Origin of the sequence: Cryobacterium lactosi (genome assembly GCF_004403945.1) — a bacterium.
GTDB classification, from domain to species: Bacteria; Actinomycetota; Actinomycetes; order Actinomycetales; family Microbacteriaceae; genus Cryobacterium; species Cryobacterium lactosi.
Genome location: NZ_SOHM01000003.1, coordinates 20,993 through 34,229 on the forward strand (window position 1 = coordinate 20,993; position 13,237 = coordinate 34,229).

Here is a 13,237-nt window from a genome sequence, read left to right on the forward strand (position 1 = left end):
GATCCGGCGCTTCTGCGCCAGACGATGGAAAAGCCGGAGGTTACGGCAGGCCAAGCAACCGCAGGCCGGCGGCCGCGGCCGCGCCCACGATGACCACGACGAGGAACGGTGCCTTCAACCACAGCGCCACGGCGGCCGCCGCGAGGGCGCCGAGCCTGGCGTCGACGGCGAGAGTTTGCCCGGACGCCATGGTGTTCGCGATCGTGAGCGAGGCCAGCAGGCCGATGGTGAGGGTACCGGCCACGCGGGCCACCCGGGGGTTCGTGAGCCACTTCTTGGGCACCAGGTAGCCGAGCAGTTTCGTGAGGAAACCCACGGCACAGGCCACGAGGATCCATCCCCACAGGCTCACGAGCTTGCCGCTCGACCGGGCTCGCCCGGGTACGGATCGATGTCAGGCTCCAGGCCCTCGCCATCCGGCCCGCTGCGATAACCGAACCAGCCGATCAGGCCCGCGACGACCGCGGCCACGAGGATCGGAATGCCGGGCGGCACGAACGGCACTGTGAGCACGGTGGCGAGGGCGCAGGCCACGGCGATCGCGCCGGCCTCCCGCGACCGCAGCCGGGGCCAGAGCAGCGCCAGGAATGCGGCGACGGCGGCGCCGTCCAGGCCCCAGCGCTTCGGGTCGCCCAGTGCGTCGCCGGCCAACGACCCGACCAGGGTGAACAGGTTCCACAGCACGAAGATGCCCACCCCGGCGACCCAGAAGCCGCGTTTCTGCTCGACGGGGTCGCTCTGGCCGGTGCTGGTGGCCAACGACTCGTCGATGGTCACGTGGGCGGCGGCGAAGCGCCGCCAGCCGCGCGGGTGCAGCAACACGTTCATCTGCATCCCGTACACCGCATTGCGGATGCCCAGCAGCGCTGCCGCGCTCGCGGCGGCCACCGGTGTGCCGCCGCCCGCGATGACCCCGATGAACGCGAACTGTGACCCGCCGGAGAACAACAGCAGGCTGAGCGCCTGGGTCTGCCAAACGGTCAAGCCGGACGCCACGGACAGGGCGCCGAACGAGACGCCGTACAACCCGGTCGCCACGGCGATGGACAAGCCGACCCGGGCACCGGGGGACTGGGCGAGGGACGTGTGCACCGCACGATCCTATCGGCGCGTGTCACTCCCTCGCGGTGGCGGGCGGGCGCAACGCGAGACGGGTCTGGGTCTGGCCGGCTCCGGCCTGCTTCTTCAGGCGGTGCAACAGCTCGTTCAGGTGGGTGGTGTCGCTGACCCACACGTGCAGCAGGTAGTCGTAGGGACCGGTCACGTGCGCGGCATCGCGCACCTCGGGCTCAGCCAGCGCGGCGAGGAGGAAGGTGTCGGAGTCCGCGTCGGCGCGGAGCCGCACGTCGATGAACGCCTCCAGCCCGAGCGGTCCCAACGGGGAATCATCGGCCAGCACGGCCCGGTAGCCCACGATGACCCCGGAGGCCTCGAGCTTCCGCACCCTGGCGGCTGCGGCATTCGTGCTGAGCCCCACCGCGGCCCCGAGCGCACTGAAGGAAATGCGCCCGTCGGTGCGCAAGATGCCGATGATTTCGCCGTCCAGATCGTCCATGCCGCGATTGTAACCGTGCCGCCGAGAAATACTAGGTGGGGCTGCAGCGGCGGGGCAGGATCGTGCTCATGGAGATCACCTGGGGACCGTTGTTCGTCGGCGGGCTGCTGGCGGGCTGGGGCGTGGCCGTGCCGCTCGGCGCGATCGGCCTGCTCGTGGTGCGGGAGGCCATGACCGGCGGATTCCGGGCCGGGGCCTCAGCCGCGCTGGCCGTGGCGATGGTCGACGGGCTCTACTGCGCCGCCGCGGTGCTGCTCGGCGCAGCGGTCGCTCCGGTGATCGCCTCGTGGGGAGCGGCGCCGGCGCTGTGTGCGGGGCTGGTCCTCGTGGCGCTGGGCGTCCGCGGGCTGATGCGCCGGACGGCCCCTGCCGCGCCGTCCGACCGGGTGCGCCGCCCGCCGGCATCCGGCCGGGTCTTCGCGACGTTCGCCGGGCTCACCCTTGTGAACCCGGCGACGCTGCTCTACTTCGCGGCGCTGACCGCGGCACTCCCGCCGTCTCTCGGCCTCGAGACGGCGCCGCTCGTCTTCGTGGCCGGCGCCGTGGCCGCCTCCATCTCCTGGCAACTGGTCCTGGTTGCGCTCGGAACGGTCGGGGGCGGCCGGATCGGGGTGCGCGGCGAGGCGATCCTGAGCGCCTGTGGTTACGGCCTGGTCGTTGTTCTCGGAGCGGCCGCGGTGATCGCCGCCCTGCGGGCGCTGGTCTAGACGATCTGCCAGGCCGGCTTGTTCGCGTACGCGTACCGGTAGTAGGCCAGGTTGGCCAGGCGGGAGGCGGCCGCCTCGTCGACGAGCACCGTGACGTGCGGGTGCAACTGGATGACGGAGCCGGGGCTGCTGGAGGTGACCGGTCCCTCGACCGCCGCGGCGATCGCTTCGGCCTTCTCTTCGCCGAAGGCCAGCAGGATCAGGTGGCGGGCCCGGCGGATGGTGCCCAGTCCCTGGGTGATGCAGTGGATGGGAACGTCGTCGGGGGAGTCGAAGAACCTGGCGTTGTCGGCCCTGGTCTTCTCGGTGAGGGTCTTCACCCTGGTCAGCGACGCGAATGAGGAGCCGGGCTCGTTGAAGCCGACGTGGCCGGTACGGCCGATGCCGAGAATCTGCACGTCGACACCGCCGGCTGCGCGAATGGCGGCCTCGTAGTCGGTGCCCGCGGTTTCGAGGGTGGCCAGGTCGCCGTTGGGCACCCGGATGTTGCCGGGGGTCAGGCCGAGGGGCAGGACCGCGTCGCGGGTGATGACGGCCCGGTAGCTCTCCGGGTGCCCGCTGGGCAGGCCGACGTATTCGTCGAGGGCGAAACCGCGCACCGCGGAGACGTCGAGCGGGTCGGTGCGAAACGATTCGGCGAGGGCCCGGTAGAGCGGCATCGGGGTTGAGCCGGTGGCCAAGCCGAGCACTGCCTCCGGTTTCTGGCTGATCAATCTTCTGATCGATGCGGCGGCGAGGACGCCGGCGTCGGTCTCGGATTCGAGGACGACTACTTCAGCCAAGGGATGCTCCAGGTGCGATTGGTGGGATGGTGCGGGTGATCTTGCGGGTGAGCCGGTGAGCCGGTGGTCGGGGAACGGGTCCACGACCACCGGCGAGCGGATGGCGCGGGTCAGGCTAAACGGTGGTGGTCGAGGGCACGTCGGGTGCGCCGGCCTCCGCGATCTCGTCGTCGCCGCGGCCCGGGGTCTTCAGGTTCCAGCGGCGGATGACGAACCGGAACAGGAAGTAATAGACGACCCCGTAAGCCAGTCCGATGGGGATCAGCAGCAGGGGCTTTTCGGCCAGGCCGAAGTTGAGGATGTAGTCGAAGGCGCCGGCGCTGAAGCTGAAGCCGTCCCGGATGCCCAGGAAGTTCACCAGGGCGAGCGAGGTGCCGGTGAGCACAGCGTGGATGGCGTAGAGCGGGAAGGCCACGAACATGAAGGAGAACTCGAGCGGCTCGGTGACGCCGGTGAGCATCGCGGTGAGGGCGCCGGTGAGCATGATGCCGCCGACGATCTTCTTCTGCGACTTCTTGGCTTCCTGCCAGATGGCCAGGGCGCCGGCCGGGAGGGCGAACATCATGATCGGGAAGAAGCCGGTCATGAACGAGCCGGCGGTGGGGTCCCCGGCGAAGAAGCGGTGCAGGTCGCCGGTGGCGCCGTTGTAGTCACCGATCACGAACCACATCATCGAGTTGAGGATGTGGTGCAGCCCCACGGGGATGAGCAGCCGGTTGGCGGTGCCATACAGGAAGCCGCCCCAGATGTCGTTGGAGCTGACGAACGAGCCGAACGAGGTGAGGCCGCTGCTGAACGCAGGGTAGACGAAGCTGAGCAGGACGCCCAGGACCAGGGCGACGACGGCGGTGACGATCGGCACGAAGCGACGGCCGCCGAAGAAGGCCAGATAGCTGGGCAGTTTGATCCGGTGGTACTTCTGCCACAGCACGGCGGAGACGACGCCCATGAGCACGCCGGCGAGAACGTTGTAGTTCACCAGCACCTGCTCGGCGCCCTTTTCCGGCAGCCCCATCACGAGCGGGGACATGGCTTTGCCGACGTTGCTGAACACCAGGTAGCCGACCACGGCGGCCAGGGCGGTCGACCCGTCGGCCTTCTTGGCGAAGCCGATCGCGACTCCGACGGCGAAGAGCAGCGCGAGGTTGTCGAACAGCGCACCACCGGCGGATGCGATCACCGCCGCCCCGGTCTCAAAGCCCGGGATGGCGCCCAGCAGGTCGGGCTGGCCCAGGCGCAGGAGGAGCCCGGCGGCGGGGAGTGCGGCGATCGGCAGCATGAGGCTGCGACCGATGCGTTGGAGCTGGGCGAGGCCCGGGATTTTTCGTCCCGTTCCGGCATCTACGGTGGTGCTGGACATGGATTCCTCCTGTGATGGTGCTCGGTTGTCTTGTGGACGGGTGAACGTGTCTGGTGCAGGTTGAGGGGTATTCGGCTGGAAGACGGCATGCTGGCGCTGCCGGTGGGTCCGGCGGCCACCCTTGTGGGGCTGGGCGGGCTGTCTTACAGGTCGTGGTTGAGGTCGAGGGTCATGTGGATCTGGTAGCGGTCGCCCCGGTACCAGGAGGTGACGTGCTCAACGGGGGTGGACCCCGCCGACGAGGTGCGGAGGAAAACGAGAAGGGGGCCACCCGGGGTGATTCCGAGAGTTTCGGCGAGGTCGGCATCCGCGGTCTCGGCCCAGGCGGTCTGCTCGGCGCGGTCGATGCGCAGGCCGTACTCGGTGGCGAAGGTGGCGTAGAGCGACCGGGTGAGGTCCTGGCTGCCGAGGTCGGGCAGCAGTCCGGCGGGGTAGTAGCCGCGTTCGAAGGCCATCGGGATGCCGCCGGCGAGCCGCAGACGGTCGACCCGCTGCACCTGCGCGCCGGCCTTCAGGCCCAACGCCGCACGCACATCGAGGGGTGCCTCGATCAACGTGGACGCCATCACGACGGTGGCGGGCACGAGGCCGCGCCTGCGCATGTCTTCGGTGAACGAAGCCAGGTGCAGGTCGCTCTGCACCCGCTCCCCGGCGACGAAGGTGCCTTTGCCCTGGATGCGATAGAGCACGCCCTCGTCGACCAGCTGGCGGATCGCCTCCCGCACCGTCGACCGGCTCACGCCGTACTTGGTCATGAGCTTGCGCTCCGGCGGGATCGCGGCGTGCGGCGCCAGGGTGGTCTCGACTCGTTCGAGCAGGATGGACCGCAACTGCACGTGCTTGGGCACGGCGCCGTTGGCGAGGACCGGGCTGTCGAGCTGTGTCACGACGGCACTACCTTTCCGGGGTATTGGCTTTCGGAAGCCGGGTTTTCTGTGATCCAGCTGACAACAGTTCGGACCACTTCCGCTTTGTGGTCCGTACTGGTACGGTCCAATTACTCGATAATGGAGGTGCGGCGGTCGGTTTGTCAAGGGCTGGCCCGCACAGGGCCCTCGTCGACGAGGGTCTCCCTCGACCGTTTCACCACATTGATCCCTACCAACTTCCGAGGAGTAACTGATGAGTAGCAAGGCAGAGCAGATCCTGGCCGGCCTCGGCGGCGCCGGCAACGTCGTCGACATCGAGGCGTGCATCACCCGGCTGCGCACCGAAGTGACCGACCCCGCGTTGGTCAACGAGCCCGCCCTCAAGGCCGCCGGCGCGCACGGTGTGTTCAGGTCCGGCACCATCGTGCAGGTCATCGTCGGCCCCGAGGCCGAGAACCTCGCCGACGACATCGAGGACCTCAGGTGACGGGCACCGCACTGATCGTGCTCGCGCCAGTACCCGGCCGGGCCGTAGCGCTCGGCCTGGTGCCCGACCCCACCTTCGCCCAGGCGATCGTCGGGCCCGGTGGGGCGATCGATCCTCCCCGCGAGGTCGTCGACGCGATCGCGCCGATCAGCGGGAAGCTGCTCAAGGTGTTCCCGCACGCCTATGTGATCGTGGCGCCGGAGGGTGTCGGGGTGCTCGTGCACCTCGGTATCGACACCGTGCAGCTCAAGGGTGCTGGGTTCACCCTGCGCGCCCAGCAGGGCGACACCGTCACCGCCGGTGATGTGATCGTCAGCTTTGACGTTCCCGCCATCGTGGCCAGCGGCCGCGACCCGATCGTGCCCGTGATCATTCTGGAACGCCAGGCCGAGGACATCACCCTGGCCGACGCCGTGGCCGCCGGCCTGCAGCTCGCCGCCGCCGACACCTTCCTCACCGTCCGCGGCTGACCCGCCGCCCTCTCGAATCCTGGAGACCCCGTCATGACACCGCTCATCACCCGACCTGACACGGAACCCGGGCACGCACCGGCGCTGCCGGGCGATGCCGGGCCGGGCACCGAGACGCCGCTGCTGCTCGCCGCAGGCACGGTGATCCTGCCCGATCGTGAGTACTCGCCCGGCTGGGTCGAGGTGAGCGGCGGTCTGATCGTCGCCTGCGGGGCCGGCGAACCACCTCGGCCGGCGGACCTCAGCCTCCCGGCCGGGATTCTCGCCCCCGGGTTCATCGACGCCCACAACCACGGCGGCGGCGGGGTCAGCTTCAACGACGCCGACACCGTCGCCGTGGCTTCGCGCATCATCCAGACGCACCTGGCCCACGGCACCACCACCATGATGGCCAGCCTGGTGACCGCGCCCATCGATGAGATGGAACGGCTGGTGCGGGCGCTGGCCGAACTTGTGCACGGCGGCCTGCTGGCCGGCATCCACCTGGAGGGCCCGTGGCTGAGCCCCGCGCACCGGGGCGCGCACGACGAGGACCTGCTGCTGCTGCCCGACCCGGACTGTGTCGACCGGCTGATGGGTGCCGGTGGTGGTGCTGTTCGCATGGTCACCATCGCTCCGGAGCTGGACGGTGGCCTGGCTGCCGTGGCACGCATCGCGGAGTACGGCGCCGTGGCCGCCGTCGGTCACACCGACGCAGACTACGACCTCACCCAGGCGGCGATCGCGGCCGGCGCCACCGCGGGCACCCATGTCTTCAACGCCATGCGGCCGATGCACCACCGGGCGCCGGGCGCCGCCTTGGCCCTATTGGACGATCCGACGGTGTTCGCCGAACTCGTGGCCGACGGGGTGCACCTACATCCGGCCGTGGTCCGCCTGATCACCGAGAGCCCGGCCCGCCCTGTGTTCGTGACGGATGCCATGGCTGCGGCCGGCGCCGCCGACGGCGACTACAAACTGGGCGCCCTGGATGTGCGGGTGGTCGACGGCCAGGCGCGACTGGAGGATGGCACGATCGCCGGCAGCGTTCTCACGCTCAGCCACGCGTTGCAGTACGCCGTGCTCACCGCCGGGGTGCCGTTGCCGCTCGCGATCCGGGCCGCCACCCAGAATCCGGCCGATCTGCTCACCATCACCGACCGCGGCCGCATCCAGCCGGGCCTCCGGGCCGACCTGGTCCTCCTCGACGCCGACCTGCACGTGCACGCGACCCTCCTCGAGGGCGCCTGGGTCTAGCGCCCCGCCCATCTCGCGAACCGTGAGTTAAGCACTGAAAATCTCGAGTTTTAGGTGCTTTACTCACGGTTCGCGGGGCGGATGGGTAGGCTCGCGAACGTGAGTGACACCTTGAGAGCACGGCTCCGCGCCCTGCCCGACTTTCCAGCCGACCTGCCCTCGTTCGACCCGGCGACCGCCCCGGCCGACCCGGTGGAACTGTTCCTCGACTGGCTCGAGGTGGCGCTCGCCGCCGGGGTGCGGCAGCCGCACGCGTTCAGCCTCGCGACCGTCGGCGCATCCGCCGCTGCCGCGCCCGGCGAGACGGGCGGGGCGCCGTCGTCGCGGATGCTCATCCTCAAGGACGTCGACGACGACGGCTGGCAGTTCGCCAGTGCGCGTACCTCGCGCAAGGGCCGTGAGCTGACGGCCAACCCGCAGGCCGCGATGAACTTCTATTGGTCGGAGCTCGGCCGTCAGGTGCGGCTGGTGGGCCCGGTCGTCGAGCTCTCGGCAGAGGCCTCCGCCCGGGATTGGGCCGAACGCCCCGCTGCCGACGGCACCCCGAATCCGGCCTGGCAGCTCTACGCGCTGCGCCCGACCGAACTGGAGTTCTGGCAGGCGCGAGCCGACCGCAACCACATCCGCCACCGCATCCAGGTTCGCGAACCGTGAGTTAAGCCCCGAAAACTCGAGTTTTTGGGTGCTTAGCTCACAGATCGCGAAACGCGAGAGGGGTGCCCGGGCCGAAGCCCGGGCACCCCTCTCGCTTGACGTGGTTAGAGCGTGATCAGGCCCGAGGTGGTGGCGCGCGCCTTCTCGAAGCGAGCGGAGACGTTGGCCCAGTCGGTGACGGTCCAGAACGCCTTGACGTAGTCGGCGCGCACGTTCTGGTAGTCGAGGTAGTAGGCGTGCTCCCAGACGTCGAGCATGAGCAGCGGTACGATGCCGGCGGGGAGGTTGCCCTGCTGGTCGTAGAGCTGCACGATGATGGGCTGCTGGCCCAGGGTGTCCCACGCGAGGATCGACCAGCCGGAGCCCTGGACGCCCATGGCGACGGCGGTAAAGTGCGCCTGGAACTTCTCGAACGAACCGAAGGTATCGTCGATCGCGGCAGCGAGCTCGCCGGTGGGCTTGTCGCCACCGTTCGGGGACATGTTGGTCCAGAAGATGGAGTGGTTGATGTGGCCGCCGAGGTTGAAGGAGAGGTCCTTCTGCAGCTTGTTGACGAAGGTGAGGTTGCCGGATTCGCGGGCCTCAGCAAGCTGGTCGAGGGCGGCGTTGGCGCCGGTCACATAGGCCTGGTGGTGCTTGCTGTGGTGGAGCTCCATAATGCGCCCGCTGATGGCGGGCTCAAGGGCGGCGTAGTCATAGGTCAGCTGAGGAAGCGTATATGCGGTCATTTGTTTACGATATCGTCTCAAGTGCACTTGAGATCAAGGAGACGGCCCACTGTCAGAGCACTTGTCCAGCAACGACCTCCTGCCGATCGGGCAGATTGCCGCCCGCGCCGGGGTGCCCGTCTCCACCGTGCGCTACTACGAGACGCAGGGCCTAATCCCGGCGACACGCTCGAACGGCAACGCGCGACTCTTCCCCCGCCACGTCCTGCGGCGCATCGCCCTCATCCAGGTCTCGGTGCGCTACGGGATCTCGCTCGCCGAGGTCGCCGAGATGCTGAAAGACCTGCCGGACAGCCGCCCGCCCAGCCGGGCCGAGTGGAGCACCATCTCCGCCAGCTGGGGCGAGCACCTCGCCCGGCAGCAGGCGGTGCTCGAGCGGATGCAGGCCGAGCTGACCGGCTGCATCGGCTGCGGCTGCCTGTCCCAGACCCGCTGCGCCGTGGTGAACTCCGACGACCGGCTGCGCACCGACGGCGCCGGCCCTCGCCGGGTGCTCGACGTGCCGGAGGCTGCCGGCGCGGAATAAATCCGGCCGCCCAACGTTGTTCTGAGTAACCGACGGAAGGGAGCCAGGATGAAGGTACGCAATTCACTGGGTTCGATGAAGAAGATGCAGGGTTCACAGACGGTGCGGCGCCACGGGCGCACATTCGTCATCAACAAGCTGAATCCCCGATTCAAGGCTCGCCAGGGTTAATCCCGTCGAAATGCGGCACGCGGGTCCGGCCGATCCGCCGCCGCTCGATAAACGAGTTGGCATTTCCAGCCCAAAGAGAATGACCCCGGCGGTTGCCGGGGTCATTCTGCGTTTCGGGCAGGTCGAGCGTGTCAGGCAGGCCGAGAGTGTCGGCCGTGTCGGACTACAGCAGCGTCATCACGTCGCGGGCAGCCGTCATGAGCAGCGGCGCGTAGGACTCGAGCTTCTCCCTGGGCACCAGCGGCGCGATCGTCGTGATGCCGATGCCGCCGATGAGGTGCTGCTGGGCATCGAAAACCGGAACCGCCATGCAGCGGATGTGCTCCTCGTTCTCCTGGTCGTCGATGGAGAAGCCGCGGTTGCGCACCAGTGCACCGTCGGCGAGCAGATCGGCGACAGAGGTGATGGTGTACTCGGTGCGGGTGCCCAGGCCCGTGCGGCTTGCGTAACTGCGCACCTCGCTCTCGGTGAGATGCGCCAGGATCGCCTTGCCGATCGCCGTCGAATGCAGCGGAATCTGGCCGCCGACTCGCGACGCGATCTGGATCGGCTGCGCGGTGTCCTCGATCTTCTCCACGTAGGTGGCGAAGTCCCCGGTGCGCAGAGCGAAGTGGATGGTGCTGTGCACGTCAGCCTGCAACCGCCGCAACCTGGCGCCCACCAGGTCGGAGTCGTTGGGTCCCGCGGTGAGCTTGAGTGCGAGCAAGCGCAGTGAGCGACCCGGCGCGTAGCTGCCGTCGGAGCGGCGGGTGACGTAGCCGCTGTCGATCAGCTCGCTGAGCAGGCGGAACACACTGGTCTTGGCCAGGCCGGTTTCTTTCACCAGGTCGCTGAGTCGGTGCGCGTCGCCGGGGTTCGACACGGCCTCGAGCACCCGCAGCAGCTTCTGCGCCGCATTATCTTTGCCCGGGGTGCCCAGGCCCTCCGGCTCGGGCGCGTTCGTGGCTTCGATCTCGCTCGCCATCGTCATGTGTCCTACCTCTGTCGTGAAGTTCTGTCCTATGGACCATTCAACCACGGCTGTGGAACCGCAAGGGCCCTAATCGGCCCGCGCCCGTCGATTCGATGTCGTCGGACCCTTGACAAACTCACAATGGGCTGGTTGTGGCTGTCGGTGCGGGTCTGACGCCCTGCACTGAACCCGTCGAGTTGCCAAAAGGATTCCCTCGGGGATAGGTTGAGTTCATGTGACGGACTTATGTTCTGTCACACGGAACGTCAGCAGGTCAATCCAGCTGATTCTCACAGTGGAGGAACTGATGCAGGACACGGTGCACGAACTCGGCTCGGCGTTCGAGAGCGCTCCCAGCCTTCCCGCCGGCATCCGGATGGTGACCGGTGCGGGTTCGCTGCCGGCCGTCGAAGTCTCCCTTCCCACCGCCACCGCGCTGGTCTATCTGCACGGCGCCCACGTTGCCCGGTGGACCCCCACCGGCCAGAAACCGGTGCTGTGGATGAGCGAACACGGCGCCTTCTCACCCGTCGCGGCCCTCCGCGGCGGCATCCCGGTCTGCTTCCCTTGGTTCGGGCCGAACCTCACCGACGACAGTGCGCCCAACCACGGCTGGGCCCGTATATCACCCTGGACCCTCACCGCGGCAGCACTCGTCGGCGCCAACGCCGTGCTCACCTTCGAGTTGACCGGCGCGCACCACGACGCGGCCGGCGTGGCCCAGCCGGTGTCGCTGCGGTACACCGTGACCATCGGCGCCCGCCTCACCCTCAACCTGGTCGCGCACAACGACGGCACCACCGCGGTCTCGGTGGAGACCGCCCTGCACACCTACTTCGCCGTCGGCGACGCCCGCACCACCCGGATCCTCGGCCTGGCCGGCCTGCCCTACCTCGACCGCAGCGTCAGCCCGCCCGTCACCGTGAGCTCGGACCTGCCCGTCGGCATCACCGGAACCGAAATCGACCGAGTCTACCCGATGCCCCGCACCGTCACCATCGACGACGTCACGAACTCCCGCACCATCACGATCGGTGACACGGATGCCGCCCAGACCGTCGTCTGGAACCCCGGCACGATCAAGGCCGCCGCGATGAGCGACTACGGCGACGACGAGTGGACCGAGACGGTCTGCGTCGAGGCCTGCAACGTCCGCGATCAGGCGGTCATCCTCGCCCCCGGCCAGAGCCACAGCATGAGCGTCGGCATCACCGTCGTGGACATCGACGTCGCACCCCACCCGCACCCCATCGAGAAGCACACCGAAGGACCGAACAAAATGGAACGACTCACCCGCGCCATCCACCCGACCGCGGACCTGCCCACCCGGGCCATCCAGTTCGGCGAGGGCAACTTCCTGCGCGCATTCGTGGACTGGCAGCTGCAGCAGATGAACACGCAGGGCCTGTTCAACGGCGGCGTGAAAATCGTGCAACCTCTGGCCGGCGGCCTCGTCGCCATGCTCGAGGAACAGGACAACCTCTACACGGTGCTGCTGGAGGGCAAGCAGAACGGCGAAGAGGTGCAGAGCCACGAGGTCCTCACCCTGGTGAACGGAACCGTCAATCCGTACACCGACTACGAGGCGTTCCTCGACCTCGCCGCCGACGACGACATCGAGTTCATCTTCTCCAACACCACGGAATCCGGCATCGTCTTCAACGCAGACGACCAGCTGGCCGACCGTCCACACGCCAGCTTCCCCGGCAAGCTCACGGCCCTGCTCTACCGCCGCTTCGAGCTCGGCAAGAAGGGCTTCACCCTCATCCCGTGCGAGCTCATCGAACACAATGGTGCGAAGCTCAAGGACACCGTGCTCGCCACCGCCGCGAACTGGAACCTCGGCGCCGCCTTCAGCTCCTGGATCACCACCGACAACACCTTCTGCTCGAGCCTGGTCGACCGGATCGTGCCGGGCTACCCCAAGGACCGCGCCGAGGAACTGTGTGCCCAGTTCGGCTACGACGACCGCCTGATCGTCAAGGCCGAGCCGTTCCTGCTTTGGGTCATCGAAGGCCCGCAGTCACTCACCGAGACCCTGCCGCTGGCCCAGGCCGGCCTGAACGTCACGGTGACCGACGACATGACCCCGTACCGTGAGCGCAAGGTGTTCCTGCTCAACGCGCCGCACACCACCCTGGCCTCCCTGGCCCGCCTCGCCGGCGTCGAGACGGTGCGCGACGTGATGCTCGACGACGACTTCGGCCCGCTCGTGCACTCCGTCATGTATGACGAGATCATGCCGGTGCTCGACCTGCCGCACGACGAGCTCGCCGCCTACGCCGAGTCGGTCAAGGAGCGCTTCGAGAACCCGTTCATGCACCACGAGCTCGCCGCGATCGCCCTCAACAGCGTCTCCAAGTTCACCAGCCGTCTGCTGCCGGTCCTCACCGGCTGCCATGCCGCCAACGGCACCTTCCCACCGCGGGTCACCCTCGCCCTCTCGGCGATCCTGCTCACCTACAGCGGCGACCCTGCCGTGTCGATCACCCCGGTCGACAGCACAGAGACCATCTCGACTTTCCACGCCGCCTACACCTCGGATGCCGCTCGGCCGGCGCGCTACGTCGCCAAAATCCTGGCCGACACCAGCCTCTGGGGCACCGACCTCACCGCCCTGGACGGCCTGGTCGATCAGGTCACCGCCGGGTTGGTCAGCCTGCGGGACAACGGCGTGCGCGCCACCCTCGCCGACCTCACCGTTCTCGCGTAGCCCGCGCTCACCCACCGACGACCAGAA

Annotated in this window: 16 protein-coding genes; 8 read left to right on the top strand and 8 right to left on the bottom strand. The window is 68.4% G+C overall.

All coding sequences use genetic code 11. The annotated features are described in order from the left end of the window. Window positions 1-40: 40 nt before the first annotated feature. From E3T61_RS01305 to E3T61_RS01315, 3 genes are read right to left on the bottom strand one after another with little or no spacing between them, the layout of a single operon-like run. Window positions 41-352 (bottom strand): AzlD domain-containing protein, encoded by a 312-nt coding sequence (locus tag E3T61_RS01305; RefSeq protein ID WP_134639128.1) that lies wholly within the window; start codon window positions 350-352, stop codon window positions 41-43. Further along, entirely contained in the window at window positions 349-1,092 is a 744-nt protein-coding gene (locus tag E3T61_RS01310) for an AzlC family ABC transporter permease (protein WP_134639129.1), read from the bottom strand. The genes E3T61_RS01305 and E3T61_RS01310 overlap by 4 nt, the downstream gene beginning before the upstream one ends. 22 nt (window positions 1,093-1,114) lie before the next feature. Continuing rightward, complete coding sequence (locus E3T61_RS01315) at window positions 1,115-1,555, bottom strand: Lrp/AsnC family transcriptional regulator (RefSeq protein WP_134639130.1); 441 nt, start codon at window positions 1,553-1,555, stop codon at window positions 1,115-1,117. A gap of 68 nt (window positions 1,556-1,623) precedes the next feature. Between E3T61_RS01315 and E3T61_RS01320 the strand changes: the two genes are divergently transcribed. Next, entirely contained in the window at window positions 1,624-2,262 is a 639-nt protein-coding gene (locus E3T61_RS01320) for a LysE family transporter (RefSeq protein WP_134639131.1), read from the top strand. Here E3T61_RS01320 and E3T61_RS01325 read toward each other — a convergent pair. The 3 genes from E3T61_RS01325 to E3T61_RS01335 form a co-directional block, all read right to left on the bottom strand. After that, window positions 2,259-3,044, bottom strand: coding sequence for a glucosamine-6-phosphate deaminase (locus tag E3T61_RS01325; RefSeq protein WP_134639132.1), 786 nt, complete (start codon window positions 3,042-3,044; stop codon window positions 2,259-2,261). The two genes, E3T61_RS01320 and E3T61_RS01325, sit on opposite strands and share 4 nt — an antisense overlap. A gap of 115 nt (window positions 3,045-3,159) precedes the next feature. Further along, the gene (locus tag E3T61_RS01330; RefSeq protein WP_134639133.1) at window positions 3,160-4,404 is read right to left on the bottom strand and encodes a PTS transporter subunit EIIC; all 1,245 of its coding nucleotides are present in this window, start codon (window positions 4,402-4,404) and stop codon (window positions 3,160-3,162) included. Between the two features lie 143 nt (window positions 4,405-4,547). Next, window positions 4,548-5,291: a GntR family transcriptional regulator gene (locus E3T61_RS01335; RefSeq protein WP_241992332.1), complete on the bottom strand. Its 744-nt coding sequence runs from the start codon at window positions 5,289-5,291 to the stop codon at window positions 4,548-4,550. 235 nt (window positions 5,292-5,526) lie between these two features. Here E3T61_RS01335 and E3T61_RS01340 point away from each other — a divergent pair, with 235 nt between their 5' ends. The 4 genes from E3T61_RS01340 to E3T61_RS01355 all read left to right on the top strand — a co-directional run bounded on the left by E3T61_RS01340 (window position 5,527) and on the right by E3T61_RS01355 (window position 8,120). Further along, window positions 5,527-5,760, top strand: a complete 234-nt coding sequence (locus E3T61_RS01340) for a PTS sugar transporter subunit IIB (RefSeq protein ID WP_134454153.1) — start codon at window positions 5,527-5,529, stop codon at window positions 5,758-5,760. Next, entirely contained in the window at window positions 5,757-6,230 is a 474-nt protein-coding gene (locus E3T61_RS01345; RefSeq protein WP_134639135.1) for a PTS sugar transporter subunit IIA, read from the top strand. The genes E3T61_RS01340 and E3T61_RS01345 overlap by 4 nt, the downstream gene beginning before the upstream one ends. A 33-nt stretch (window positions 6,231-6,263) precedes the next feature. Next, window positions 6,264-7,466: an N-acetylglucosamine-6-phosphate deacetylase gene (gene nagA, locus E3T61_RS01350; protein ID WP_134639136.1), complete on the top strand. Its 1,203-nt coding sequence runs from the start codon at window positions 6,264-6,266 to the stop codon at window positions 7,464-7,466. A 99-nt stretch (window positions 7,467-7,565) separates the two neighbouring features. Next, on the top strand, window positions 7,566-8,120 hold the full coding sequence (locus tag E3T61_RS01355; RefSeq protein WP_134639137.1) for a pyridoxine/pyridoxamine 5'-phosphate oxidase: 555 nt from the start codon (window positions 7,566-7,568) through the stop codon (window positions 8,118-8,120). A gap of 104 nt (window positions 8,121-8,224) precedes the next feature. Here the strand turns inward: E3T61_RS01355 and E3T61_RS01360 are convergent, their stop codons facing one another. Continuing rightward, a complete protein-coding gene (locus tag E3T61_RS01360; protein WP_134639138.1) occupies window positions 8,225-8,848 on the bottom strand; it encodes a superoxide dismutase in 624 nt (207 codons plus the stop codon). Window positions 8,849-8,909: 61 nt separating this feature from the next. Between E3T61_RS01360 and soxR the strand changes: the two genes are divergently transcribed. Both soxR and E3T61_RS01370 read left to right on the top strand, forming a co-directional pair. Next, on the top strand, window positions 8,910-9,374 hold the full coding sequence (soxR, locus tag E3T61_RS01365; RefSeq protein WP_134639139.1) for a redox-sensitive transcriptional activator SoxR: 465 nt from the start codon (window positions 8,910-8,912) through the stop codon (window positions 9,372-9,374). 48 nt (window positions 9,375-9,422) lie between these two features. Continuing rightward, window positions 9,423-9,545, top strand: coding sequence for a ribosomal protein bL36 (locus E3T61_RS01370; RefSeq protein WP_088457279.1), 123 nt, complete (start codon window positions 9,423-9,425; stop codon window positions 9,543-9,545). Window positions 9,546-9,708: 163 nt separating this feature from the next. On the opposite strand, the gene E3T61_RS01375 is transcribed toward E3T61_RS01370, so the two are convergent. Beyond that, window positions 9,709-10,515, bottom strand: a complete 807-nt coding sequence (locus tag E3T61_RS01375; protein WP_134639140.1) for an IclR family transcriptional regulator — start codon at window positions 10,513-10,515, stop codon at window positions 9,709-9,711. 289 nt (window positions 10,516-10,804) lie between these two features. On the opposite strand from E3T61_RS01375, the gene E3T61_RS01380 reads away from it, so the two are divergent. Continuing rightward, a complete protein-coding gene (locus E3T61_RS01380) occupies window positions 10,805-13,210 on the top strand; it encodes a tagaturonate reductase (protein ID WP_134639141.1) in 2,406 nt (801 codons plus the stop codon). Window positions 13,211-13,237 lie beyond the last annotated feature (27 nt).

What these genes read in the sequence shown, in the direction of transcription:
- E3T61_RS01320 (WP_134639131.1), top strand. Translation starts at nt 1,624, where the DNA reads ATGGAGATCACCTGGGGACCGTTGTTCGTCGGCGGGCTGCTGGCGGGC.
- E3T61_RS01380 (WP_134639141.1), top strand. Translation starts at nt 10,805, where the DNA reads ATGCAGGACACGGTGCACGAACTCGGCTCGGCGTTCGAGAGCGCTCCC.
- E3T61_RS01330 (WP_134639133.1), bottom strand. Translation starts at nt 4,404, where the DNA reads ATGTCCAGCACCACCGTAGATGCCGGAACGGGACGAAAAATCCCGGGC.
- E3T61_RS01370 (WP_088457279.1), top strand. Translation starts at nt 9,423, where the DNA reads ATGAAGGTACGCAATTCACTGGGTTCGATGAAGAAGATGCAGGGTTCA.
- E3T61_RS01340 (WP_134454153.1), top strand. Translation starts at nt 5,527, where the DNA reads ATGAGTAGCAAGGCAGAGCAGATCCTGGCCGGCCTCGGCGGCGCCGGC.
- nagA (WP_134639136.1), top strand. Translation starts at nt 6,264, where the DNA reads ATGACACCGCTCATCACCCGACCTGACACGGAACCCGGGCACGCACCG.
- E3T61_RS01360 (WP_134639138.1), bottom strand. Translation starts at nt 8,848, where the DNA reads ATGACCGCATATACGCTTCCTCAGCTGACCTATGACTACGCCGCCCTT.
- E3T61_RS01315 (WP_134639130.1), bottom strand. Translation starts at nt 1,555, where the DNA reads ATGGACGATCTGGACGGCGAAATCATCGGCATCTTGCGCACCGACGGG.
- E3T61_RS01375 (WP_134639140.1), bottom strand. Translation starts at nt 10,515, where the DNA reads ATGACGATGGCGAGCGAGATCGAAGCCACGAACGCGCCCGAGCCGGAG.